General features: G+C 69.7%; 20 protein-coding genes. 10 read left to right on the top strand and 10 right to left on the bottom strand.

What is annotated here, in order from left to right; all coding sequences use genetic code 11:
• Nucleotide 1: 1 nt before the first annotated feature.
• From ACIA5C_RS25690 to ACIA5C_RS25675, 4 genes are read left to right on the top strand one after another with little or no spacing between them, the layout of a single operon-like run.
• Entirely contained in the window at nt 2-1,978 is a 1,977-nt protein-coding gene (locus ACIA5C_RS25690) for an MFS transporter (protein WP_396058847.1), read from the top strand.
• 5 nt (nt 1,979-1,983) lie between these two features.
• Nucleotides 1,984-2,529 (top strand): hypothetical protein, encoded by a 546-nt coding sequence (locus ACIA5C_RS25685; protein ID WP_396058845.1) that lies wholly within the window; start codon nt 1,984-1,986, stop codon nt 2,527-2,529.
• Nucleotides 2,526-3,647 (top strand): M23 family metallopeptidase, encoded by a 1,122-nt coding sequence (locus ACIA5C_RS25680; protein WP_396058843.1) that lies wholly within the window; start codon nt 2,526-2,528, stop codon nt 3,645-3,647. The genes ACIA5C_RS25685 and ACIA5C_RS25680 overlap by 4 nt, the downstream gene beginning before the upstream one ends.
• Complete coding sequence (locus ACIA5C_RS25675; protein ID WP_396058841.1) at nt 3,644-4,249, top strand: hypothetical protein; 606 nt, start codon at nt 3,644-3,646, stop codon at nt 4,247-4,249. Before ACIA5C_RS25680 ends, ACIA5C_RS25675 begins: the two co-directional genes overlap by 4 nt.
• Before the next feature lie 4 nt (nt 4,250-4,253).
• On the opposite strand, the gene ACIA5C_RS25670 is transcribed toward ACIA5C_RS25675, so the two are convergent.
• Nucleotides 4,254-4,634, bottom strand: coding sequence for a hypothetical protein (locus ACIA5C_RS25670; RefSeq protein WP_396058839.1), 381 nt, complete (start codon nt 4,632-4,634; stop codon nt 4,254-4,256).
• Between the two features lie 270 nt (nt 4,635-4,904).
• Here ACIA5C_RS25670 and ACIA5C_RS25665 point away from each other — a divergent pair, with 270 nt between their 5' ends.
• The 3 genes from ACIA5C_RS25665 (at nt 4,905) to ACIA5C_RS25655 (ending at nt 8,745) form a co-directional block, all read left to right on the top strand.
• Complete coding sequence (locus ACIA5C_RS25665; RefSeq protein ID WP_396058837.1) at nt 4,905-7,508, top strand: FtsK/SpoIIIE domain-containing protein; 2,604 nt, start codon at nt 4,905-4,907, stop codon at nt 7,506-7,508.
• 258 nt (nt 7,509-7,766) lie between these two features.
• On the top strand, nt 7,767-8,462 hold the full coding sequence (locus tag ACIA5C_RS25660) for a hypothetical protein (protein ID WP_396058835.1): 696 nt from the start codon (nt 7,767-7,769) through the stop codon (nt 8,460-8,462).
• A 22-nt stretch (nt 8,463-8,484) separates the two neighbouring features.
• The gene (locus tag ACIA5C_RS25655; protein WP_396058833.1) at nt 8,485-8,745 is read left to right on the top strand and encodes a hypothetical protein; all 261 of its coding nucleotides are present in this window, start codon (nt 8,485-8,487) and stop codon (nt 8,743-8,745) included.
• On the opposite strand, the gene ACIA5C_RS25650 is transcribed toward ACIA5C_RS25655, so the two are convergent.
• A complete protein-coding gene (locus ACIA5C_RS25650) occupies nt 8,742-9,143 on the bottom strand; it encodes a RidA family protein (RefSeq protein WP_396058831.1) in 402 nt (133 codons plus the stop codon). The genes ACIA5C_RS25655 and ACIA5C_RS25650 overlap by 4 nt on opposite strands.
• Nucleotides 9,144-9,154: 11 nt before the next feature.
• Complete coding sequence (locus ACIA5C_RS25645) at nt 9,155-9,610, bottom strand: MarR family winged helix-turn-helix transcriptional regulator (RefSeq protein ID WP_396058829.1); 456 nt, start codon at nt 9,608-9,610, stop codon at nt 9,155-9,157.
• Between the two features lie 79 nt (nt 9,611-9,689).
• On the opposite strand from ACIA5C_RS25645, the gene ACIA5C_RS25640 reads away from it, so the two are divergent.
• Complete coding sequence (locus ACIA5C_RS25640) at nt 9,690-10,196, top strand: carboxymuconolactone decarboxylase family protein (RefSeq protein ID WP_396058827.1); 507 nt, start codon at nt 9,690-9,692, stop codon at nt 10,194-10,196.
• On the opposite strand, the gene folE is transcribed toward ACIA5C_RS25640, so the two are convergent.
• The 6 genes from folE to dacB form a co-directional block, all read right to left on the bottom strand.
• Nucleotides 10,183-10,830 (bottom strand): GTP cyclohydrolase I FolE, encoded by a 648-nt coding sequence (folE, locus tag ACIA5C_RS25635; protein ID WP_396059634.1) that lies wholly within the window; start codon nt 10,828-10,830, stop codon nt 10,183-10,185. The two genes, ACIA5C_RS25640 and folE, sit on opposite strands and share 14 nt — an antisense overlap.
• On the bottom strand, nt 10,827-12,842 hold the full coding sequence (ftsH, locus tag ACIA5C_RS25630) for an ATP-dependent zinc metalloprotease FtsH (RefSeq protein ID WP_396058825.1): 2,016 nt from the start codon (nt 12,840-12,842) through the stop codon (nt 10,827-10,829). Before ftsH ends, folE begins: the two co-directional genes overlap by 4 nt.
• Before the next feature lie 302 nt (nt 12,843-13,144).
• Nucleotides 13,145-13,720: a hypoxanthine phosphoribosyltransferase gene (gene hpt, locus ACIA5C_RS25625; protein ID WP_396058823.1), complete on the bottom strand. Its 576-nt coding sequence runs from the start codon at nt 13,718-13,720 to the stop codon at nt 13,145-13,147.
• A 136-nt stretch (nt 13,721-13,856) separates the two neighbouring features.
• The gene (tilS, locus tag ACIA5C_RS25620) at nt 13,857-14,807 is read right to left on the bottom strand and encodes a tRNA lysidine(34) synthetase TilS (protein WP_396058821.1); all 951 of its coding nucleotides are present in this window, start codon (nt 14,805-14,807) and stop codon (nt 13,857-13,859) included.
• An 11-nt stretch (nt 14,808-14,818) separates the two neighbouring features.
• Nucleotides 14,819-15,880 carry a zinc-dependent metalloprotease gene (locus tag ACIA5C_RS25615; protein ID WP_396058819.1) on the bottom strand — a complete coding sequence of 354 codons (1,062 nt, stop codon included), beginning with the start codon at nt 15,878-15,880 and terminating at the stop codon, nt 14,819-14,821.
• A gap of 53 nt (nt 15,881-15,933) precedes the next feature.
• Complete coding sequence (gene dacB / locus ACIA5C_RS25610) at nt 15,934-17,685, bottom strand: D-alanyl-D-alanine carboxypeptidase/D-alanyl-D-alanine-endopeptidase (protein ID WP_396058817.1); 1,752 nt, start codon at nt 17,683-17,685, stop codon at nt 15,934-15,936.
• 532 nt (nt 17,686-18,217) lie between these two features.
• Here dacB and ACIA5C_RS25605 point away from each other — a divergent pair.
• Nucleotides 18,218-18,718 (top strand): inorganic diphosphatase, encoded by a 501-nt coding sequence (locus ACIA5C_RS25605; protein WP_396058815.1) that lies wholly within the window; start codon nt 18,218-18,220, stop codon nt 18,716-18,718.
• A 54-nt stretch (nt 18,719-18,772) separates the two neighbouring features.
• Here the strand turns inward: ACIA5C_RS25605 and eccD are convergent, their stop codons facing one another.
• A complete protein-coding gene (gene eccD / locus ACIA5C_RS25600) occupies nt 18,773-20,206 on the bottom strand; it encodes a type VII secretion integral membrane protein EccD (RefSeq protein WP_396058813.1) in 1,434 nt (477 codons plus the stop codon).
• A gap of 128 nt (nt 20,207-20,334) precedes the next feature.
• Between eccD and eccCa the strand changes: the two genes are divergently transcribed.
• Nucleotides 20,335-22,901, top strand: a 2,567-nt coding sequence (eccCa, locus tag ACIA5C_RS25595) for a type VII secretion protein EccCa (protein WP_396058811.1), incomplete at its 3' end; no start/stop codon positions are given.

Here is a 22,901-nt window from a genome sequence, read left to right as displayed (position 1 = left end):
CATGGTGCGGCGGGCGTTGGCGCTGGTGATGACGATGCTCGTCACGGTGGTGGCGTCGATTGTCTGGGCGGTGGCCGCACCACCCGCTTCGGCGGCCCCGATCGAGGGCCCGTTGAGGGCGCCGGGAGGCGCCTGCAGCACCGACGAGTGGAAACAGGACTTCAAGTCCTGCGTGGGTCGCCTCGCCGACGTCAGCGCTAATCGCGCGCAATGCCTGGTGCCTCCTACGCCCAGCACTCCAGACTCAGGTCTCGCCGGTTGGTTCGCGGAACGTCCCTCGTCGTCTACTGCGCCTGGGCCGCAGGGCATGTATAGCCAATACGGATACGCTGGGTACAGCTATACGACTTACGACCTTGAGGGAGGCTGCGCCTCAACTTTTACGCAGCCAGACGATAAGTTTGAGACTACGGTCGCCAATGGCGAATTCATGATCGCCACATCGATCATCGGAGCCTCCAATGCCCTGCGGGAGCGGGCTTGGAATCCTCAGTCGCTGTGGGGATGGGCCAATCCATTGGTCGACCAGGCCACCAAGGCGGTCTACCAGAAAGTCTTCAGCGTATTCGGCACAATTACGCTGGCAATTGTTGGGCTATATCTACTCTGGCGTTCGAGGCAAGCCGATATGGGCGCGGCGACCACTACCGCCGGTTGGGCGATCTTGGTCATGGTCGCGGTAACCGCCATTGCGGCGTGGCCGGTTCGCGCAGCAAACCTCGCTGACAACAGCCTCGTGACAGGGCTCGGTGTCGTCCACGACGCCGTTGGTCCTCGATCGGAGACTCTGCCACCGGGTCAGTGTGACGATCCCACCCCCGGCGCTTGTGACGACCATCGTCCGCCAGCGGTGCGCGCCAGCGACACAGCGACCGAGACGATGCTTTACCGAAATTGGCTCCGCGGCCTGCTGGGCTCGGCCGACAGTCCGACAGCACAAAAGTATGGGCGAGCGCTTTATGACGCCCGTTCGCTATCTTGGCGCGACGCCGAGCGGCTGCGGACCAATCCGGCCGACCGCGACGCTACGTTTACGGCCAAAAACACTCAGTGGGAGAAGGTCGCCGAACAGATCAAGCACGAGGACCCGGAGGCATACCAATATCTCCAGGGCGCAAACGGGATGGATCGGATAGGTTCCGGATTCATCGCGATGCTGGCAGCCGCCATGTTCGCGATGTTCGATCTCACTGCGTCCATTCTGGTTCTTCTCGGCTTCTTGATCTTCCGTTGGGCGGTGATTGCAGCACCAATTCTTGGCACCGTCGGTCTTCTGCGCCCGGCCAGCTCCGGAATCCGCCGATTGGGCAACGCCGTCGTTGCGGCCATCTTCAACATCGTGATCTTTGGAACTGGTGCAGCAATCTATCTCTTCGCGGTCGATCTCATCATGAATACCGCAACGTTGCCGGGGTGGCTCCAAGTAATCCTCGTATGGCTCACCGGCATTGTGGGATGGCTGCTCTTGCGACCCTACCGCCGGATCACCCAACTGGGCGGCAAGGACGGTACTGCCGCGATCGTCTCGGCCGGCGGCTGGCATCGGCGCTTTTTCCGCGACATGCGGGAAGCAGCCAAGCTCGAAGTGGCCGAGGGCGGCGGTACCCGGGAACCGATCATCGGCCGCGGCGGCCGCACCGTCTACGCAGACCAGAGCAATCTCCGGCCCGAGGCGCGTCTTGAGGATCCGGCGCACAACACTGCGGGTCGTCGCGAGCTCGAGCCGGCCACCGACAGCGGTCGCCTCGCCCTGACGGCGCAGACCCGGCCGGACGGCAAGGAGAGCGCCCACGAGGAGCCTCGTCGCGACGGCGATCAACGCAGCTTGCCCGGTCCGGCTCGACGACGCGGTTCGTCGCCGTCCTGGACCGAACCGGACGTGGCCGAGCAGCCGGCGTCGTACGCCATCTATCGGCCGGAAACCGGGTCGACCAGCAATGAGCCGACCACTCCGCGGGTGCGTTCCGAGGCGCGGTGATCTAGATGCCCCGGACAATGGAACTCGGCCTCAACAAGATCTTTCGATCGCGGTGGGGCGTGGCGATCGTGCTCGTCGTCATCGTGTTCGCGGTGATCGGGCTCGGACGGCTCTTCTCCGGCGGGAAGAATGACAACCCGGTGGTTGGCGGCAGGGGCTCGCCCGCAACCGTGGCCAGTGTGAACCCGTCGGAGGACGACGGCGACATCTCCTCCGAGGCGCCGCCGACTCCTTCGACCGGTCCAGGTAAGGCTCAGCCGGAGGCGGTCGCCTATGCGTTCGCCTCGGCGTGGGTCGACAAGAAGGTGTCCGCCAAGACGTGGCGCGACCAACTGTTGCCGAACTCGACCCAGAAACTGGCCGACGAGCTCAAAGGCGTGGATCCGGCCAGTGTCCCGGCTGATCGACTGATCGGACGTCCCAGCGTGGCCGCCGTGAACTCGGATCTGGTCACCGCCGTCGTCACGATGGACTCCGGAAAGCTCAGCCTCCGCCTGACCGCGCCGGACGGCCAGTGGCTGGTCGACGCCATCGACTGGGATCCGGCATGAGCCTGCCACGGCCGCGACCGGTGGTCGTGCTGGTCGCCGCGGTGGCCACCTTCGCCCTGCTCTGCTGCGGGGGCAGCTTGGCCGCGTTGGCATACAGCTTCTACAGCCAGAAGCAGAACGACAGCCAGCTGAACCTCTCCGGCGGTTGCGGTCAGGGCAGTCCGATCAACCCGGACGCGAAGCTGCCGAGCATCCATGACTACGGCCCGGCTCAGATTCGTAATGCCGCGATCATCATCAATGTGGGGGCCAAGCTCAAGCTGCCACCCCGGGCCTGGGTGATCGCGGTCGCCACCGCGATGCAGGAGTCGGCACTGACCAACTTAGGCAACCTCGGCAAGAACAACGACTTCGACTCGCTCGGGCTCTTCCAGCAGCGACCCAGCACCGGTTGGGGCACCCCGGCCCAGGTCACGGATCCGGTCTACGCGAGTACAAAGTTCTATCAGAAGCTGAAGACGATCTCCGGCTGGCAGAACCTTCCCTTGACCGAGGCGGCTCAGAAGGTGCAGGTCAGCGCCTACCCGGACGCCTACGCCAAGCACGAACCGGTTGCCACGCAGATCGTGAACATGCTGGCCCATGGCGCGGCCAACGCGGTCGGCAACTCGGTGGCCATGGTCTGCACGCAGGCCGGTCAGATTGCCGCCTCCGGTTGGACCGTCCCCGTCAAGGGCGCGACCGTGGGCGACCGATTCCGCACACCCCAACGGCCCAAGCACAACGGCGTCGACCTGATCGTGGATCGCCATACCCCGATCATGGCTGCGGCGAGCGGCGTGGTCGCCCGGGTGAAGTGCGATCCCGACTTCCGCGGCCGGTTGTCGTGTAATTCGGACGGTTACGTCGGCAAGGGCGGATGCGGCTGGATGGTGGAGGTCCTGCATGCCGGCAATGTCATGACCCGGTACTGCCACATGGTGCAGCCACCCGACGTCAAGGTCGGACAGGTGGTGAAGGCGGGACAGGTTCTGGGCCAGGTCGGTATGAGTGGAAACGCGTCGGGGCCGCACCTTCACTTCGAGGTGCATCTGAACAATGATCGGTCGAGTGCCGGGGCGACCGACCCGGTAGCGTTCATGAAGCAGCAGGGAGCCCCGTTGGGAGGTGCCGGATGAACGGCGGATCGCTTCCGGATCCGTTCGCCGGGCACTCGGAGTGGACGCCCGAACCGCCTCGACCGGTAGTGCCCACGCCGGCCACAATGGGTGGCCAATTGCGAGGCCGGAGGGTAATCGTCGGGCTGCCCGGACACGGCTGGCGCGGAGACCTACGGGCCGACGAGAAGGTCGTCCAGGGCAGTCGCACCTACGTGCCGGTGATGTCCGAGGGCGAGTGGTACCGCGCCGAGGCCGAGCAGACCGAGGTGTTCGCCCCGTTGGTGCCGGTCGAGCGGGTCTGGGTCGAGGAGTACGGCATGGCCGGCGCGATCGCGTCGAGCCCGGACGTGATGTCACGCCTGGTCTCGCTCGACGAACCGCCGCGGCGCGAGCCGGTCGCGTCACTCGATGCCGGCTCGTTCACCGGCCGACGGGTCGTGCAGCTACTGGAGGATGGTGGCGAGCGACGTGATCTGCGAGCCGTGACCGAGCTCCACACGAACCAGGACGGCGATATCTGCGCGCGCGTCGCGCACGAGCTGGACTGGTATCGCTGGGGGTGGAGCGGACGCGCGCCGCGCACGCTTGAGGTTCCGGTCCATCTGCTCTGGATCGAGTGAACGGTCAGCTTACTTTCGTTGCCGAGCAGACTCGCCAGCCGCTCTCATCGACCAATCCGAAGGTCCACGATTCGGTGTGGCTGCTGACCTGCTGACCATTCTTCGCTCCGCTGATCGCAAGATCGACGGCGACAGATTTGGCGTTCTGGCTGGCTGTGACCTTGAGCGACTCCCAGGTCGCACTTACGGTAGTGCCAAAATTCTTCTCTCGGCTGACCATGTCACTTCGGAGCGTAGCTAGGCCGCCGAGCTGCGGTTGCTTGCAGGTATAGAGCGACGCTTCTTTGTCATCCCGATCGAGAAGATAGGCGCGCAAGAAACTTGACGTGACCTGGTCGGGCGCAGCACGGTCAATTTTCGTTGAGTTGTTGTAGAGCAAGGCCACGACCCCCGCCCCACCCAAGCAGAGCAGCGCCACGATCCCCCCAATCACGGCGACCCACAACCGCGCCCGAGACCGCTTCGGCGCCGTCTTCGTCGGCGCCGCGCTGACCCCCGGCCCCACCGCCGGCGGGGGGATCTGTCCGGTTGATGGCTCCTGCGGCTGCACACATACGACAGTAGTGCCTTCGTCCCACCCCGGCGCGAAAGGACCTGTGGACCGGTAGCGCAACGCCAGGCCCGGTCTGGGATAGGTTTTATCCGCACACAGGAGGTGAGAGCGGTGGCGGATTCGGCTCTGCGGGTCCAGCAGGCTGCGGCTCTGCACCGGCAGGCAGCAGCGGTCGTGGATGCGGCGTCGGTGGCGCTCGAGGGCGACTCGGCGGGCGCCCCGTCCGACCCGCTGGAGCAGCACCGCCTGGCCGAGGAGTTGCGGGCCGCGGCGGCTGCCCTCACGCCCGGCTGGCTCGGCGCCGAGCTGGCCGCGCAGTCACCTCAGGCGCCGCTGGGCGGCACCTTTCCGCCCCAGTTCGTACGCCTCGGCATCGCCCAGCCGCTCGACGATGCCCGTTTTCCGGCCGTCGTTCCGCTGCTCGGCACCGGTCATCTGACGGTCGACCAGAACGTCACCGATCCGCGGGTTTTCGGGCTTCTGCGTTCGCTCCTGTTGCGCCTGCTCGCCGCCGCCCCGCCCGGTTCGCTGCTGGTTCGTGTTGTCGACGGGGTCGGTGGTGGCTTGGTCTTTCAGCCGTTCGCCGATCTCAATGACGCCGGCATCATGTCGCCTCCCGCGACCGACCGGCAGGGCCTGCGGGAGGTGCTCACCGAGGCCGAGAAGTGGTTGCGTCCCGGCCGCAGCGGGCCGCCGAAGCGGGGCCGTCGCGATCGGATGATGCTCGTCGTGATCGCCAGCCTGCCTCAGATGATCGAGGGCGAGGAGCTCAACCGGATCGCCGCGATCGCCCAGCAGGGGCCCGAGTCGGGCCTTCACCTGATCGTCGCCGGCTGGCCGCCGCCTCCGCTGACCGCGGAGACGACCCAGCCGGCGCTTCCGCGGACGACGTCGGTTTCGCTCCGCAATCCGTACGCGGTGATCGGTGACCCGCCCACCAGTTCGTACGGTTCGATCCCCGATGCGAAGTGGCTGAACGCCCCCGTGTTCCTGGACGACGATCCTCCGCCGTACCTGATTGATGCCGTTTGCCGTGAGCTCGCGGCGCATTCCGCCGCGAGTTCGCAGGTGACCTTGGCCGATCTTCTGCCTGAGGAGGCTTCGGAGCCGTTCTGGAGCGGTGACGCGGCCGACGGGCTCGGCACCGTCGTGGGGCACGACGGTGACACGCCGCTGGTGCTGCGCTTCAACGATCTGACCCCGCATTGGATGGTCGGCGGACGGTCGGGTGCCGGCAAGACCGCGTTCATCATCAACGTGCTGTACGGCTTGGGCGCCCGTTACAGCCCGGCCGAGATGGCCCTCTACCTGCTCGACTTCAAGGAGGGTGTGTCGTTCGCCGAGTTCGTGCCGACCCGGCGCGACCGCACCTGGCTGCCGCATGCGCGCGCGGTCGGGGTGGAGTCGGACCGCGAGTACGGCCTGGCGGTTCTCCGCGAACTCGACGCCGAGATGACCCGCCGTTCGGTGGCTTACAAGCGGGCCGGCGTGACCCGGTTCGCCGATCTCCGCGCCTTCGCCCGGGAGGAGGGCAGCAGCAAGCCGCTGCCGCGCATCCTCTGTGTCATCGACGAGTTTCAGGTGCTGCTGGCCGGCAAGGACCCGATGGCCACCGAGGCGGTGGGCCTGCTCGAGTCGCTGGCGCGCAAGGGCCGGTCGTACGGCATCCACCTCGTCCTGGCCAGCCAGACCGTGCTGGGCGTCGAGGCGCTCTTCACCAAGCGTGACTCGATCTTCGGCCAGTTCCCGGTGCGGATCGCCCTGCCGGGCGGCGGCGACGTGCTGGAGCCGACCAACGACTCGGCGGCTGGTCTGCCTCTGGGCACCGCGGTGGTCAACACGGCCGGCGGGCTGGGCGGGCCGCGCGGCGCCACCCGTGGGCACGAGCGGATGGTTCGTTTCCCCGACCCGCACGCCGACCGCAACGTGCTCGGCGATCTGCGGCATCGGCTGTGGGCCGCCCGCGACCCCGAGGCCCTGCCGCCGCGCATCTTCGCCGGCTATGCCCACCAGCACCTGGCCGACGACCCGACCTTCCGGGGCGCGCTGGCCGGCCGTTCCGGCCGCCCGGCGGCACTGCTCGGCCGCGTCATCGACGTCAACCTGACGACGGCCGCGTTCCCGCTCGACTCCTCCCCGGGGCGGCACCTGGCGATCTTCGGTTCGCAGGCGTCCGGCTCGGAGGTGCTCGACGCCGCCGCGCGCAGCGTCGCCGCGTTCCACGCCCCGCGCACCGCACGCTTCGTCATCGCGTCGCTGGTCGCCGAGGGTGACGATCTGGCCCGTGCGCTGGCCGCCGAGATCGCCCAACGACAGGAGGTCGTGGTCGTCGACGCGGCTGGTCTGGCCGCCGAGATGAACCTCGACAACCCCGGTTACCGCGTGGTTTTCGGCATGGACGCGATCGCCTCCGGCTCGCTGCCCGGCCTGCGGCAACTGCTGCGCGACGGTCCGGGCTGCGGCGTGCACCTGCTGTCGTGGTGGCGGGGGCTGCGCCGGTTCGGCGAGGAGACGGGCGGCAGCACCGGCCGGGAGGACGTGGCCGGTCTGCTCTTCCTCAACGTGCCCCAGGCCGACGTGCAGCTCATGCTCAACCGCACGATCGACTGGCAGCCGCGCCCCAACCGCGCCCTCCTGCACGACCGCCACTCGGACCGCACGGTCACGATCGTCCCGTTCCTCCAGCCCGAGGGTGACGACCGGTGACACCGCACCGCAACCGCTCACGAGGGGTGACGCCGCTGCGCAAGCACCCAGGCCTGGCGACAGCCTTACGGGCGCACCCACCCTCGCCAACCGCCCACCGCGAGCACACCAAACCGGTAACAGAACTGCGGGTGCGCACACGGCCGGCCACGACCCTGCACCGACCGCCCGTAAGCGCGGAAGATCGGCAACGGTGGCAAGCGGGCAGGCAAGATCGGTGGCAACCAGAGACAAGCGCAGGAGCGGGGGTAGGGCGTCATGACTGAGCAGCAGCAGGAGCGGGGCGCCGCCACCGAGGCCTCGATCCCGGTTCAGGCGACGCCGCCGGCGCCCGGGCCGTGGGCCGACTATCTGGCCGCCGCGCAGCGGCTCGATGCGGTTCGGCGGGCGGCCAGCGCCGCCGCCGGGGAGCAGCAGGCTACCGTCGCGGCCGCGCAGCATGAGCTGGCCGGGGTCCGGGATCGGCTTGCCCCGCAGCGTGCGCGTCTGGTGCGCGACTTCGGCGTACCGGAAAGCGAACTGATCCCTCAGCCGGCGGAGATTGCCTCGGCGCGGCAGGCGGTGGCGGGCGGAGCCGCCGCCGCGCTGGCCGCGCTTCGCCAGGCGCGAGGCACCGCCGACGCCGCGGATGCCGCGATCATCGGGCCCGGGCCGGCCCGTCCGTGGCGCCCGTGGGCCCGCAATCTGCTGGTCTACGGCCCGTTCGCGGCGACCGTCCTGGTCGTGCAGATCGTGCTCTACCTGGTCGCCCCGCAGGGGTCGGTGCCCAAGCTGGCCCTGCTCTGCGGGCTCAGCCTGCCCGTGTTCGCCTTCGGCCTCGGCTGGGTGACCATCGGGTTCGTCTGGGGCGGTGACGGCAAGGTCGACCGGACACCGATCGCCGGCGCCATCGCCTGCCTCACTCCGGTGCTCCTCACCTGCATGGGTGTCGGGGTGCTCGCACTGTTCCATTGAGGAAGCGAGGAGAGGAGCGAGGATGGCGAACGTCGAAGAGGTCAAGGCCAACGTGGCCGCCTCGGTGGACGGCGCGGGCCGGGCGGTGACCGGCATCCGGCAGATCACCGATCAGCTGGACGACGCGCTGGCCCTGCTGCGGATGACCGCGATCGGCTCCTTCCACCCGTCGGTGGCCAACGCGATCGCCCAGCTCGAGCAGGCCCGCACCCGGCTCGACGAGGCGACCCAGCTGACCCGGGCGGCCATGGACGCCGCCAACACCTTCCGCACGGTGATCTAGGGCAGGGCGGCTGTCAGGTCGATTTCGACCAGCTGGCCGCGGTAGCCGAGGGACGCGACCCCGAGCAGGGTGCTCGCGGTGGTGAAGGCGGGCGCGAGCGCCGACTCGGTGAGCCGGTGCCAGACGCCCGCGAGCACGCTGCTGTCGGGGCTGACCACGTAGATGATCGAGCGGACCACGTCGGACGGCTGGGCACCGGCCGCGGAGAGCACGGCGAGACAGTTGGCGATCACCTGGTCGGTCTGGGCGTCGAAGTCGCCGGGCTCGCCGACCACCTGGGCGTCGAGGTCGAGCGGGCACTGGCCGGCGAGGTGGGCGAGGCGCCCGGCCGAACTGATCGTGAGGTGGCTGTAGCCGGCGGGTTCGTGGACGGTCGGCGGGTTGGTCTTGGTCAGCATGAGGACCAGAATCAACCAAACCATCCGGGGACGTCGACCGGAAATCCGGTCGCGGGCACGACCGTACGCAACGACTCCTCGACAACCGCAAGCCGCTCGGCCCCGAGTTTCACCGCCCAGCTCGCGTGCAGTTCGTCGAAGATTCGTGCCGCCTGCGTGAGTGAGTCGACGCCGCGGGCCGTGAGCCGGATCAGTTTGCGTCGCGCGTCGGCCGGATCGTCGACCCGTTCGACGTAACCGAGCCGTTCGAGCCGGTCGACCGTTTTGCCCGCCGCCTGCTTGGTGACGCCGAGCCGCCGCCCGATCTCGCTGGCCGTGGCCCCGCGCACCCCGATCGCCTGCATGGCGAACCCGTAGGCGGGCCGCACGTCGGGGTGGCCGCGCCGGGCCAGTTCGGCGTGCAGGTCGTCGATCAGCGCGCGGAACCCGGCGAAGAGCAGCAGCGGCAGCTCGAAGCCCTGAGTCAACGAAACCCCCTTGGCAGATTCGACAACCTGGTTTACGTTTTAGAACGACAACCAGGTTGACCACCTTACCGGAGGAATCATGTTCCGCTCGCACACCGTCGACTCCGCCCCGGCCGCCTCGCGCCCGCTGATGGAGGCGACCATCGCCGAATTCGGGCAGCTCGCCGAGCCCGTCGCCCGGCTGGCCGAATCACCGGAGACGCTGGACGGATTTCTGCACGCCAGCCACCTCTTCGAGTCGAGCACGCTCGATCCGCTCAGCCGCGAGGTGGTGGTCATGACGATCGCGACCCGCAACGGCTGCCGCTTCTGCGTCACGATGCACACCGGGCGGCTGCGCAAGCTCGAAGCACCCGCCGAGATGATCAAGGCGCTCCGGGCCGGTGAGCCGCTGGAGATCGAGAGGCTCGAGGCGCTCCGGCAGTTCACGGCCCGGGTGCTCGCCACCACGGGCGAAGTGCCGGACGAGGAGATCGAAGAGTTCCTGGCCGCCGGTTACACGACCCGCAACGCTCTCGAGGTGGTGCTGGGAATCGGCACCTACACGATGTCGACGTTCGCCAACCGGCTGGTCAACGTGCGTTGATCAAGGCCATCGCCTCGGCCCGCACCTTGCCGTCGGTCTGGAAGGCGCCCCGGACCGCGCTGGTGACCGTGCGAGCCCCGACCTTGCGGATCCCGCGCATCTCCATGCAGAGGTGCTCACACTCCAGCACCACTATCACGCCCCGCGCCTCGAGCCGGCTGAGCAGCAGGTCGGCGATCTGCGAGGTGAGCCGCTCCTGCACCTGGGGCCGGCGGGCATAGACCTCGACGAGCCGGGCCAGCTTGGACAGGCCGGTTATGCGGCCGTGCGTGCCCGGGATGTAACCGATGTGCGCGACGCCCTTGAACGGCAGCAGGTGGTGCTCGCACATGCTCATCAGCTGGATGTCGCGTACCAGCACCAGCTCTTCATGGTTGGCCTCGAAGGTGGTGGTCAGCACCTTGGCCGGGTCGACGCGGAGCCCGGCGAAGAGCTCCGCGTACGCCCGGGCGACCCGAGCCGGGGTGCGCTCCAACCCGTCGCGGTCGGGATCTTCACCGATCGCGATCAGGATCTCGCGCACCGCCTTCTCGATCCGCCCGAGGTCGACGGCCTGCTCGACCGGGGTTCCGGTGAGCTTGCCGTCGACCAGACGGGCGGCGAGATAGTCCAGCTCGTCGTCGTCGGAAATCAGTTACTGCCTTCCAGACCGTTGCCGTTCGGGTTCGGACCGACCGCGAACTGGCCGTCAGCCTCCGCCTGGGCCCTCAGCTTCTCCCGCTCGGCGGGGGTGAGCACCGGCGGCGCGTCCGACGGCAGCCGCTTGCCGAAGCCGTTGAACGGCGACATCGGCGGCCGCTTGGCCACGCGCTCGCAGATCCGGTCCATGTCCTCGCGGGTGATGGTTTCCTTCTCCATCAGCTCGAGGACCATGTTGTCGAGCACGTCGCGGTACTCGACCAGGATCTCCCACGCCTCGTCGTGCGCGAGCTCGATCAGCGCGCGCACCTCGGAGTCGATGTCGGCCGCCACCGAGTCGGAGTAGTCCCGCTCGTGGCCCATGTTGCGGCCCATGAACGGCTCGTCCCCGCTGGTGCCGTACTTGACCGCACCCAGCTTGAAGCTCATGCCGTACTGCGTGACCATGGCCCGGGCAAGCCCGGACGCCTTCTCGATGTCGTTGCCGGCGCCGGTGGTGGGCTCGTGGAAGACGAGCTCCTCGGCGGCCCGGCCACCCAGCGCGTACGCCAGGGTGTCGATCATCTCGGCGCGGGTCTGCGTGTACTTGTCCTCGGTCGGCAGGACCAGCGTGTGACCCAGCGAGCGGCCACGCGGCAGGATCGTCACCTTGTGCACCGGGGCCGAGTGCGGCAGGGCGTAGGCCACCAGGGCGTGGCCGCCCTCGTGGTACGCCGTGATCTTCTTCTCGTTGTCGCTCATCGCCCGCGTGCGCCGCTCCGGACCCGCGATGACCCGGTCGATCGACTCCTCGAGGAAGTAGTTCGAGATCGCCCGCTTCTCGTTCCGGGCGGTCAGCAGCGCGGCTTCGTTGATCACGTTGGCCAGGTCGGCACCCGAGAAACCGGGCGTCCGGCGAGCCACCGAGTCGAGGTCGACGTCGGGCGTGAACGGCTTGCCCTTGGCGTGCACCCGCAGGATGGCCTTGCGGCCCTCCATGTCCGGGTTGTCGACCGGGATCTGGCGGTCGAACCGGCCCGGGCGCAGCAGCGCCGGGTCGAGGATGTCGGGCCGGTTGGTGGCCGCGATCAGGATGACCCCGCCCTTGGTGTCGAAGCCGTCCATCTCGACCAGCAGCTGGTTGAGCGTCTGCTCGCGCTCGTCGTGGCCGCCGCCCATGCCGGCGCCGCGGTGCCGGCCGACCGCGTCGATCTCGTCGACGAAGACGATCGCCGGCGAATTCGACTTGGCCTGCTCGAACAGGTCGCGGACCCGGCTCGCACCGACACCGACGAACATCTCGACGAAGTCGGAACCGGAGATCGAGTAGAACGGCACCCCGGCCTCGCCGGCGACCGCGCGGGCCAGCAGCGTCTTACCCGTTCCGGGCGGCCCGAACAGCAGCACGCCCTTCGGGATCTTGGCGCCGAGCGCCTGGTATTTCGCCGGGTTCTGCAGGAAGTCCTTGATCTCGTGCAGCTCCTGGACCGCCTCGTCGGCGCCCGCCACGTCGGCGAACGTCGTCTTCGGCGTGTCTTTGGTGATCATCTTGGCTTTGGACTTGCCGAAGTTGAGCACCCGGGAGCCGCCGCCCTGCATCTGCGACATGAACAGCAGCAGCAGGATCACCAGAATGGCGATCGGCAGCAGGTTGATCAGCAGGCTGAAGAGGATGTTGTCGCCCGAGACCGTGGCGTTGATCGTCCCGGTGATGCGACCGGCGGTCTTGGCCTGGGTAACCGTCGCCCAGACCTCGCTCGTCACCTCGGCCGGGAACTGAGTCTCGATCTTGTCGGTGCTCTTGCCGTCGAACCGCTCGGGGTTGGCGAGATCGATCTGGAGCGTCTGCTCCTTGTCTTTCTCGACGACCTTCTTGATGCCGGGCTGGTTCAGCCGATCGAGCGCGACCGACGTATCAACGCGCTGGTAGCTCGGACCACTGGTGAAGATCGAGCTCAGCGCAATCACACCGATGATCACAAGAATGATCCAGACCACCGGGCGGCGGAAGAAACGCGTACGTTCCATACTGTTGTCGGGCGCCAAGCGCCCGGACCCTCCTGATCGGCGTCCTGGTCACCTCAATGTCGGACACAGGCTTTACCCGCGTCGGAGCGGCGAAACGTGCACCGCGCCGGCCGGGCTCCCGCCTCCGACCCCTCCAGCGCTAGTGACACTGCGCCATCGGTCACTCGACGGTACACCGTACGTGCCCAGTGCGAACCCATGAGCCCGCTCGCCGGACACCCGCACGCCCCCGCCCGTTCAGCCACCTTTACTGCTAAAACCGCCCATAAAGACGATTTCTGAGAAGAGGCTGAGAAAGTGGTTCAGCTACGGGCGTAGACCTCGGGGCGCAGCACCCCGACGTACGGCAGTTCCCGGTAGCGCTCGGCGAAGTCCAGGCCGTAGCCGACCACGAACTCGCTCGGGATGTCGAAGCCCACGTATTTCACCTGGACCTGCACCTTTACCGCGTCGGGCTTGCGGAACAGGGCGACCACCTCGACGCTCGCGGCCGAGCGCGACTGGAGATATTTCATCAGCCAGGACAGCGTCAGACCGGAGTCGACGATGTCCTCGACGACCACCACGTGCCGGCCGGTGATGTCGCGGTCGAGGTCCTTGAGGATGCGGACCACCCCGGACGACGTCGTGCCCTGCCCGTAGGACGAGATCGCCATGAACTCCATCTCGGTGGACGGCCCGTGCGGGGCCAGCGCGCGGGCGAAGTCGGCCATGAACATGACCGCGCCCTTCAGCACGCAGACGAGAAGGATGCCGCCCTCGGCGTCGGCATGATCCGCGGAGACCTGCTTCGCCAGTTCGTTGATCTTCTCGCGGATCTGCTCCTCGGAGATGATCACGTGTGCGATGTCGGCGTCGTACCAAGCGCCCTCTGCCATGCGCCTAAGAGTGCCGTATGAAGGTTGCCGTCCGTCGCGAGGGGCAGCGCTCACCTCACGCTCAAACCCTGGTTATCGCCCTGTTCCGCCGGAACTGCCCGGAGAAGCAGACACCCAGAGTGACAACTCTCACAAGTCACTCGGACACCCGGACGAGGACACCGCGGTTCCTTGCGGCAAGGATGCCGCCCGGCAGGTGTACGGGGCCCTGACCGCGCCAGTGCATCACCAGGGCGTCGAGGGCCTCGACATGCTTGTGGGACAGAGCCGACCCGGGCGCACCCAGGCGCCGTGCCCAAAGGTGCAGCACCCGCCGGCGGACCGCCGTGTGCAGGCCGCCGATCTCCGCCACGTCGAGGGCGGTCGCCTCGCCCAGCGCCGCCGACGCGAGGGCGTCCAGCGCCTCGTTGTCGGCCGCGATCATCGGCGCCGACCGGGCCAGGTTGTCGACCACGGCCGGCCCCAGCGCCGCGACCAGCGCCGGCAGGGCATCGGAACGCACCCGCGCCCGCGCATAGGACGGGTCGACGTTGTGCGGGTCGTCCCACGGCACCAGACCGAGGGCCGCGCACGCCTTCCGGGTGTCGGCCCGCGCCACGTCCAACAGCGGCCGCAGGAGGATGCCCCGCCGCACCGGCATCCCGGCCAGCCCGCGCGGGCCGGCGCCCCGGGCCAGCGCCAACAGCACTGTCTCGGCCTGGTCGTCGCGGGTGTGCCCGAGCAGCACCGCCGAGGCGCCGTGCGAGGAGGCGGCCGCCGTCAGAGCCTCGTAGCGGGCGGTGCGGGCCGCCGCCTCGGGACCACCCGGCCGGCCGTCGGTCCGCACCGGCGCGACCACCACCGGGTCGAAACCGGCCGCCCGGGCCCACCCGGCCACGTCCGAGGCCCGCTGAGCCGACCCCTCCTGCAGCCCGTGATCGACCGTCACCAGCCCGACCCCGCGCCCGCGGCCCACGAACCGGGCCGCCGCCGCCAGTGCCAGCGAGTCAGCCCCGCCCGAGCAGGCGACGAGCACCAGCCCGTCGGCCGGCATGACCCGGCGCACGGCCGCCCGTACGGCGGCGACCGACGCCGGGATGCGCGCCATGGAAAACCGGCTCAGCTGCCGAGAGCCGCCCGCGACCCGTGCACCCGGGCCACCCAGGCGTCCGGATCGCCCAGCTCGTCGAGCCGGGGCAGGGTCAGCGGCGACTCGAAGACCTTGTTGAAGCCGGTCATGCCGACCCGCTCCACCACGCCGTGCACGAACTTGCGGCCCTCCGCGTACTGCCGCATCTTGACCTCGATGCCGAGCAGTCGCCGGATCGCCTTTTCCAGGGGGTTGCCGCCCTCGCGGCGGCGGTTGAACTTGGCCCGGATCGACTCGACGGTCGGGATGACGTCGGGGCCGACGCCGTCCATCACGAACTCGGCGTGCCCCTCGAGCAGCGTCATCAGCGCGGTCAGCCGGTCGAGCACGGCCTTTTGCGCCGGCGTCTGCACGATGTCGAGCACCGACGAGCGGCTCTCCGGGTCGCGCAGGGCGTCGGAGAGCGTCGCCACGCCCCGGCGCAGCCGCTCGAGGATGTGCTCGCCGCTCTGCGACGCGTCGACGAACGCCTGCACCTCGCCCAGGAAGTAGCCGCGCATCCAGGGGACCGCGGTGAACTGGGTGCGGTGGGTGACCTCGTGCAGGCAGACCCAGAGCCGGAAGTCGCGCGAGTCGGCGCCGATCTTGCGCTCGACCTCGACGATGTTGGGCGCGTTGAGCAGCAGCTGACCCGGGTCGCCGGAGAACACCTCGTATTGCCCGAGGACACGGCCCGACAGGTAGGCCAGGATCGTGCCGGCCTGCACCCCGGTGACCCGGGAGCCGATCGCCTCGGTCAGGCCGCCCGACTGCTTGTCGCCGGTGAGGCGGCTGACCAGCGGGCCGATCACCTGCTTGAGCCCCTCGATGTTGACCGCGGCCCAGTCTTTCCGGTCGACCACCCGCACCGGCGGGACGTCGACCTGGGAGATCAGGCCGGTGTAGCTCGCGACGTGGCCGGCGGCCTCGTCGGTGAGTGCCCGCAGCTCGGACACCACCGCCATCGCATCGTCGTAGGAAACCGCGGGGCCGGATTTTGACAGCGCGCCTGCGGTCGCGGCGGCCAGATCCCAGTCAACGAACTGCGCCATGCAACCCACCGTACCCGCGGGATTCCAGCGTGCACTCCGGTGAAACCCTGAGGTCAGCAGCCGCAGGCCACGAGCCGGGCGGGCACCTTGTCGAGAGCCTGCTTAGCCGCCGACGAGCTCGCCCCGCCCTTCGCCATGATCGCGAAGACGAGCAGCCGGCCGTCCTTGGTGACCAGGTCACCGGACATCGTGTTGACGCCGCTGAGCGATCCGGTCTTGGCCCGCACCACGCCCTGACCGACCTTGTTGTCGGCCGGTTTCAGGAAGCGGTTGGCGAGCGTGCCCGACCAGCCGGCGACCGGCAGGCCGTCGAAGAGCCCGGTCAGCGCGGGCTGCTGCCCGCTCGCGGCGAGCGCCAGCGTCTGGGTGAGCAGGGTCGGGCTGATGCCGTCGTGCCGGGACAGGCCGCTCGCGTCGTAGAGGTCACCCTCGTCGGACGGCAGGCCCAATTCTTTGATCTTGTCGAGCATGGCGGCGCTGGTGTCGTCGAAGTTCGCCGTCTTGCCCGCGGCCAGCGCGACCTGGCGTCCGACCAGCTCGGCGATGGTGTTGTCGCTCTCCTGCAGCATCCAGTCGGTGATCTGCACGAGCGGCGGCGACTGCACCACGCCCAGCTGCTTGGCCGACTTGCCGGCCTTGCCGTGCTCGACCGCGCTGCTGGGCACGCCGAGCAGCTTCGCGAACGCCCTGCCGGCCGACTGCGCCGGGTTGGACGAGCGCGGGTCGCCGCTCTCGTTGTGGGTCGGCTTGACCCGACCACCGTTGACCATCAGCGACTGGATCTTGGAGACCTGTCCGCTCGGGATCACATCGCCGTCCCAGCCCAGGCCGGTCTCCGGCCCGTCGAACAGGCTCGTGTCGTACAGCACCCTGGTCGGCCGGGTGCCGCCCAGCGCCGCCTTCACCTGGGCCGCCAGCTGGTCGAGCCGGGCCACCCCGGGATAGATCGACTTGCTGTCGATCGCCAGCGTCGGGTCACCGCCGCCGACCAGCACGACCTCGCCGGGCGAGCTTCCGGCCACCACCTTCGTGCTGATCCGGTAGGCCGGCCCGCGCGCGGCCAGCGCGGCCACCGCGGTCAGGATCTTGGTGGTCGAGGCCGGCGTGATCGGCACGTCGGCGTTCTCGGCGTACAGCACCTGGCTGTTGGCCGGGTCGAGCACCGCGACGTGCACCTCGGTGCCGAGCGCCGACGACTGCACCAGCGGATCGAGGGCGGCCTTGACCGCATCGGCGCTGAGCTCCTTGCCCCGGCCGGCGGCACCGGCGAGCACCGGCGTCGGCTTCGGATCGGGACCCAGCCCACCGGTCGACGAGGCGGTCGTCCCGCCTCCGAACAGGCGTTTCGCCGGCCCCGGCTTCGCGAGCGCGAGAATCCCGCCGATCATCACGAGGATCGCCAGGACCGAAACGGCAGGGACCCAATTCGTACGGGAGTTGCCAGAGGGTCCCGCTTCGACCGGGCGATCGCCGTCGTTGGTCCGGGCCGTAGCGCCCGCATCCGGCGTTGGTGCAACACCGGGCCGGGCGCCCGGCGGCATCGGATCGGCCGGCCCCGGCTCGGGCGCCGGCGGCGCGGTGTTGAGCGGCACCGACGCCCGCCCGTAGGTGCCACCGTGCGGGTCCCCCGGCGCCGACGGACTGCTCGGCGGCGTGGCCCACGCCCCGCGCGCCCGCTCCGGCGACTCACCCGGCCGCTGGTCACCCGGCCGTGGGGGTGGGCCGCCCGGCCAGGCGGAGCCCGGCGACTGCGCCGGCCAGGGCTCTCCCGCCTGCTGGGACGGCGGCTGGCGCCAATCCGACACTTGCGGCGGTTTGGGTTGCTGAGCGCCGGGGCGCCCCTGTCCCCACGACGCCGGCTCGGGGAATTCCCGGCCCGGTCCCTGCGGCTGCATCTGTCGATCTTCCCCGTCTGCGCCACGCCACCGCGTCTGCTGAGGGTTTCCCCAGCTCACAGGGCTTAACTGCGGAGCACTCGGCGGGACACGGGGCGGCGCTTCCCCACCCGTACCCCCGAGGCCGCCGGGCGATATGCCGTATTGATCCATTTTATCGAGGCCGCTCGCCACCGGGCCGGGGAAAGGCACACCCCGGCGACCGGGCACCGAGTTACCGTGGGGAGAGTCGCGCCGGGGTCCGGGCACGCCGCCGTCGGCGGGATCGCTGTGTGAATCTTGCCTCCCCACGAGCCCCTCCTCGTTCTCGGCGACAGACTTAGGGGAGACTAGCGACATCCGGCACACCGGCGCGCGCGGATCCTGTCGGCGAGCTGTTACCGCCGCGGTTCTCCGCCTGTGGTGACCGGCATTCCAGGCGGGCGAACAAGGGAGCATGACGATGGATTTCGACGTACTAGTTGAGATCCCCAAGGGTCAGCGGAACAAGTACGAGGTCGACCACAAGACCGGACGCATCCGGCTGGACCGGACCCTCTTCACCGCGACGCAGTACCCCGCGGACTACGGCTTCATCGAAGGCACCCTCGGCCAGGACGGCGACCCGCTGGACGCCCTGGTCCTGATCCAGGAGCCGACGTTCCCCGGCTGCCTCGTGCGGGCCCGCGCGATCGGCATGTTCCGCATGCGGGACGAGAAGGGCCCCGACGACAAGGTGCTCTGTGTGCCGTTCGAGGACCCGCGCCAGGAGCACCTGCGCGACATCCACCACCTCGGCGAGTTCGACCGGATGGAGATCCAGCACTTCTTCACGGTCTACAAGGACCTCGAGCCGGGCAAATCGGTCGAGGGCGCGACCTGGGTCGGCCGCACCGAGGCCGAGGAGGAGATCCGGGCCTCGTTCAAGCGGGCCGAGGCCGCCGAGCACCACGACGACATCTGATTCACCGCCGCCCGCAACATCCAGGCGCCTCGCTGATGCGGGGCGCCTGTTGCATCAGTGGCCCAGGTTGCCGACGGCGCCGTAGAGGCCGACCACCGCGCAGGCGATCGGGATGACCGAGACCACGGTCAGGGTGTCGACCAGGTCGGCGGCCCGGCCCAGATAGGGCGACGGCGGCCGCCGGGAGTACGTCGCCCCGGCGGCGACGGTCACGATCGCGAGCACCAGGCCGATGCCGACGACGCCCAGCAGCACGGTGGAGTCGGCGTGGGCCAGCATGTTCCAGCCGAGCGAGAACACCCCGGCCAGCCCGCCGACGACCAGCGGCACCCGCTGGCGCAGGGTCACGAAGAGCCGCGAACGCAGCAGCAGCGCGGCCGCCGCGACCCCGGTCAGGAGGCGGGCCGAGAGCGCGTCCGACGTGGCGAGCACCAGGAACGCCCCGAGCGCCAGCACGGCGTGACCGAGCAGCATGCCCGCCAGCAACTCCTCGGTGCGGCTCACCGCGGCGAAGACGGTCGCCCGGTCGGGCCGCTCGCGGGCCGCGTCGAGGGCCCGCTCCGAGCTCACCCCGGTGAACCCCTCGGCCGCCTCGCTGCCGGTGGGGAGGGTGACCGGCGGCGTCGGCATCTTGCCGAACCGGATCGCCATCAGCGGCAGCGCGCCGATGCCGCAGACCAGGATCGCGGCCAGCACCGCCGCCGCGCCGGATGCCGGGGTGAACATGCCGACCACGGCCGTGACCGCGGTGAACAGGCCGACCACGCCACCGGCCGTGAACAGTCGCAGCGACGCCGACACCCCGACCCCGGCGAGCGCCGCGATCAGCAGCAGCGCGACCGCGCCGCCCAGCAGTTCGGAGTCGCCCAGCCAGGGCAGCCGGCCGAGCACGCCGACCTTGTCGTCGGTCGCGACCAGGGTGGCGCCGCCGACGAACGCGTAGGGCATCGCGTACGCCCCGAAGGCCGCACCGGCGCGGGCGTCACCGTACGCCCGGGAGGCCGTGACGCCGGCCAGCGCGAGCAGCACCGCGACGCCGAGCCCGGCGAAGGGCGCCCCGGTCATCGCCGGGCCGGCCCGGAGCAGGCCGATCAGGCCGAGCAGCAGCACCACGCCGGCCGCGACCAGGGTCGCGGTCCGCGTCGAGGCGGGCGACCAGACGCTGCCGCGGCGGCGGGCGCCCTCGGCGATCGCCTCGACGACGTCGTCGTACTCGAGTTCGGGCCAGTCGTCGCGGGCCGGCACGAGGTGCAGCACCTCGCCGTCGCGTACGCCCTGGGGGAAGAGCCCCTGACCGGTCGCGAGAGCGACCCCGTCGGTGCGCCGCAGCACCCAGCCGCCGTGCTTCTCGCCGTCGTCGGCCAGGCCCTCGCCGGCGTGCCGCAGGACTTCGGGCAGCAATTCGGCGAGCGGCACATGCTCGGGCAGCGCCACATCAACGCGGCGTTGCGGAGCGTTGATGGTGACCCGGGCTAGACCGACGCTCATGACTGCTTGGACCCATTTCCCATCGATGAACAGGAGGCTGCGGAGATGAGCGCACTTTACCTACGATGGGCCCGTCGCGATGTCCGGAGACCGGCGCGCGCACGGGTGGACGAAAGGGACAGACCTCGATGAGCACGGTGGTGATCAAACGGTCGGCGCGGCGACCGGCCCCGGAGATTCCGACCGGGGAACTGGCCGTCGAGGCGCCGCCGGAGATCCCCCAGGCCGCGGGCGGTCGCTGGCAGCAGGCGATGATGGGGCTGCCGATGCTCGGCGGCTCGGTCGCGATGGCGATGATGATGAGCCAGGGCGGCGGCGGTGCCTATCGGTACGTGATCGGTGGCCTGTTCGGCTTCTCGTCGGTCGCGATGCTGGCGACCAGTTTCGGCTCCAGCGGTTCGCCCAAGAAGGCCGAGATGATGTCGGCCCGCCGCGAATATCTGCGCCATCTGGCCGGTCTGCGCCGCCGGGTCCGCGAGACCGCCGGCATGCAGCGGGTCGGCCTGCTCTACCGGCACCCCGACCCCGGTCAGCTCTGGTCGACCGCGGGCAGCCACCGGGTGTGGGAGCGGCGACCGGCCGACCCCGACTTCGGCGTGGTGCGGCTGGCGGTCGGCCCGCAGACGCTGGCCACGCCGCTGATCCCGCCGGTCACCCGCCCGCTCGACGAGCTCGAGCCGATGACCGCGGGCGCGCTGCGCCGCTTCCTCGACGCCTACTCGGTCGTACCCGACCTGCCGGTCGCGGTGTCGCTGCGCGGCTTCGCCCGGGTCTTCCTGCGCGGCAGCGGGGCCGGCGGCGATCGCGACGCCCGCTCGCTGACCCGGGCCGTCCTCACCCAGCTGGCCACGTTCCACGCCCCCGACGACATGATCATCGCGATCTGCGCCGGGCCCGAGCGGCGGCCGGGCTGGGAGTGGGTCAAGTGGCTTCCGCACAACCTGCACCCGTCGCGCACCGACCGGCTCGGGCACGTGCGGCTGGTCGCGAGCACCGGGCCGGACCTGGAAAAGCTGCTCGAGGACGTGATCGGCAACCGGCCCCGGTTCAACTCGGCCGGCTCCAGCCACACCGGACCGCACGTGGTGATCGTTCTGGATGGGGTCAACCTGAAGGGCGCCACCCAGCTCGACGACGGCATCGACGGTGTCACCGTGCTCGATCTCGACGAGCAGCCGCCCCGCCTGCTCGACCGGTCGCTGCTCGTGCTCGAAACCCATAACAAGGCCCTCTATACGTACGCGATGGACCACGAGGCCGAGGTCGGCACGCCCGATCAACTGACCGTCGAACAGGCCGAGGCGGTCGCGCGACGGCTCTCGCCGCTGCGGCTGGCCGCGATGTCCAAGTCGTCGGACACCCCGCTGGCGGCTCAGCTGGGCCTGGCCGAACTGCTCGGTCTGGGCGACCCCGAGACGTTCAGCGTCGCCCAGCACTGGATGACCCGGCCCAACCGCGACAAGCTGCGGGTGCCGATCGGGGTCGGCGTCGACGGCAGCCCGATCGAGCTCGACCTCAAGGAGTCGGCGCAGGACGGCATGGGCCCGCACGGCCTGCTGATCGGCGCGACCGGCTCCGGCAAGTCGGAGCTGCTCCGCACGCTGGTGATGGCGCTCGCCTCGACGCACTCGTCGGAGACGCTCAACTTCGTACTGATCGACTTCAAGGGCGGCGCAACGTTCTCCTCGCTCGACCGGTTGCCGCACACCGCGGCCGTGATCACCAACCTGGCCGACGAGCTCGTGCTGGTCGACCGCATGGTCGACGCCATCGAGGGCGAGATGACCCGGCGGCAGGAGCTGCTGCGCAGGGCCGGCAACTACGCCAGCCTGCGCGACTACGAGAAGGCCCGGCTGGGCGGGGCGGCCCTCCCGCCGCTGCCGTCGCTGCTGGTCATCTGCGACGAGTTCTCCGAGCTGCTGTCGGCCAAGCCCGACTTCATCGACCTGTTCGTCCAGATCGGACGCCTCGGCCGGTCGCTCGGCGTGCACCTGCTGCTGGCCAGCCAGCGGCTCGAGGAGGGCCGGCTGCGCGGCCTCGACACGCACCTCTCCTACCGCGTCGGCCTGCGGACGTTCTCGGCGCTCGAGTCGCGGGCGGTCCTCGGCGTTCCGGACGCCTATGAGCTGCCCCGATCACCCGGCCACGGTTACCTCAAGTTCGGCACCGAGCCGCTGTTGCGCTTCAAGGCGGCGTACGTCTCGGGGCCGATGCAGAAAGCCGGCGCCGGCGCCGCCGGAGCGAGTGGCGCGGGTTCGGTCCCCCAGGTGCTCACCTACTCGACCAATTTCGTGCCGGTGCCCAAGCAGGCCAAGCCGATCGAGCCGAAGCCGGAAGAGGTGCCGACCGGCGCGAGTGTGCTCGACGTGCTCGTCGACCGCCTCAACGGTCAGGGGCCGCCCGCCCATCCGGTCTGGCTGCCCCCGCTCAACCAGTCGGCCGCCCTCGACGAGCTGCTCGGCCCGGTGGTCGCCGACCCGGCCCGCGGCCTGGCGTTCGCCAACCCGGAGCTGCACGGCTCGCTGCAGGTGCCGATCGCGCTGGTCGACAAGCCCCGCGAGCAGCTGCGCGACGTGATGTGGCTGCAGCTGGCCGGCGCGGCCGGGCACGTGGCGATCGTCGGCTCGACGCTGAGCGGCAAGTCCACCGCGATGCGCTCGATGATCTGCGGGCTGGCGCTCACCCACACCCCGGC

The sequence above is a fragment of the Actinoplanes sp. NPDC051343 genome (genome assembly GCF_044455125.1).
Lineage (GTDB): Bacteria > Actinomycetota > Actinomycetes > Mycobacteriales > Micromonosporaceae > Actinoplanes.
This window is presented reverse-complemented; position numbering and strand designations above follow the sequence as displayed.

Excerpts from the sequence above, each read along its gene's own strand:
- ACIA5C_RS25640 (WP_396058827.1), top strand. The coding sequence starts at position 9,690 with ATGTTCCGCTCGCACACCGTCGACTCCGCCCCGGCCGCCTCGCGCCCG.
- ACIA5C_RS25660 (WP_396058835.1), top strand. The coding sequence starts at position 7,767 with ATGACTGAGCAGCAGCAGGAGCGGGGCGCCGCCACCGAGGCCTCGATC.
- ACIA5C_RS25650 (WP_396058831.1), bottom strand. The coding sequence starts at position 9,143 with ATGCTGACCAAGACCAACCCGCCGACCGTCCACGAACCCGCCGGCTAC.
- eccD (WP_396058813.1), bottom strand. The coding sequence starts at position 20,206 with ATGAGCGTCGGTCTAGCCCGGGTCACCATCAACGCTCCGCAACGCCGC.
- ACIA5C_RS25615 (WP_396058819.1), bottom strand. The coding sequence starts at position 15,880 with ATGGCGCAGTTCGTTGACTGGGATCTGGCCGCCGCGACCGCAGGCGCG.
- ACIA5C_RS25655 (WP_396058833.1), top strand. The coding sequence starts at position 8,485 with ATGGCGAACGTCGAAGAGGTCAAGGCCAACGTGGCCGCCTCGGTGGAC.
- ACIA5C_RS25690 (WP_396058847.1), top strand. The coding sequence starts at position 2 with ATGGTGCGGCGGGCGTTGGCGCTGGTGATGACGATGCTCGTCACGGTG.
- tilS (WP_396058821.1), bottom strand. The coding sequence starts at position 14,807 with ATGGCGCGCATCCCGGCGTCGGTCGCCGCCGTACGGGCGGCCGTGCGC.
- ACIA5C_RS25680 (WP_396058843.1), top strand. The coding sequence starts at position 2,526 with ATGAGCCTGCCACGGCCGCGACCGGTGGTCGTGCTGGTCGCCGCGGTG.
- ACIA5C_RS25605 (WP_396058815.1), top strand. The coding sequence starts at position 18,218 with ATGGATTTCGACGTACTAGTTGAGATCCCCAAGGGTCAGCGGAACAAG.
- hpt (WP_396058823.1), bottom strand. The coding sequence starts at position 13,720 with ATGGCAGAGGGCGCTTGGTACGACGCCGACATCGCACACGTGATCATC.
- ftsH (WP_396058825.1), bottom strand. The coding sequence starts at position 12,842 with ATGGAACGTACGCGTTTCTTCCGCCGCCCGGTGGTCTGGATCATTCTT.
- ACIA5C_RS25685 (WP_396058845.1), top strand. The coding sequence starts at position 1,984 with ATGCCCCGGACAATGGAACTCGGCCTCAACAAGATCTTTCGATCGCGG.
- ACIA5C_RS25675 (WP_396058841.1), top strand. The coding sequence starts at position 3,644 with ATGAACGGCGGATCGCTTCCGGATCCGTTCGCCGGGCACTCGGAGTGG.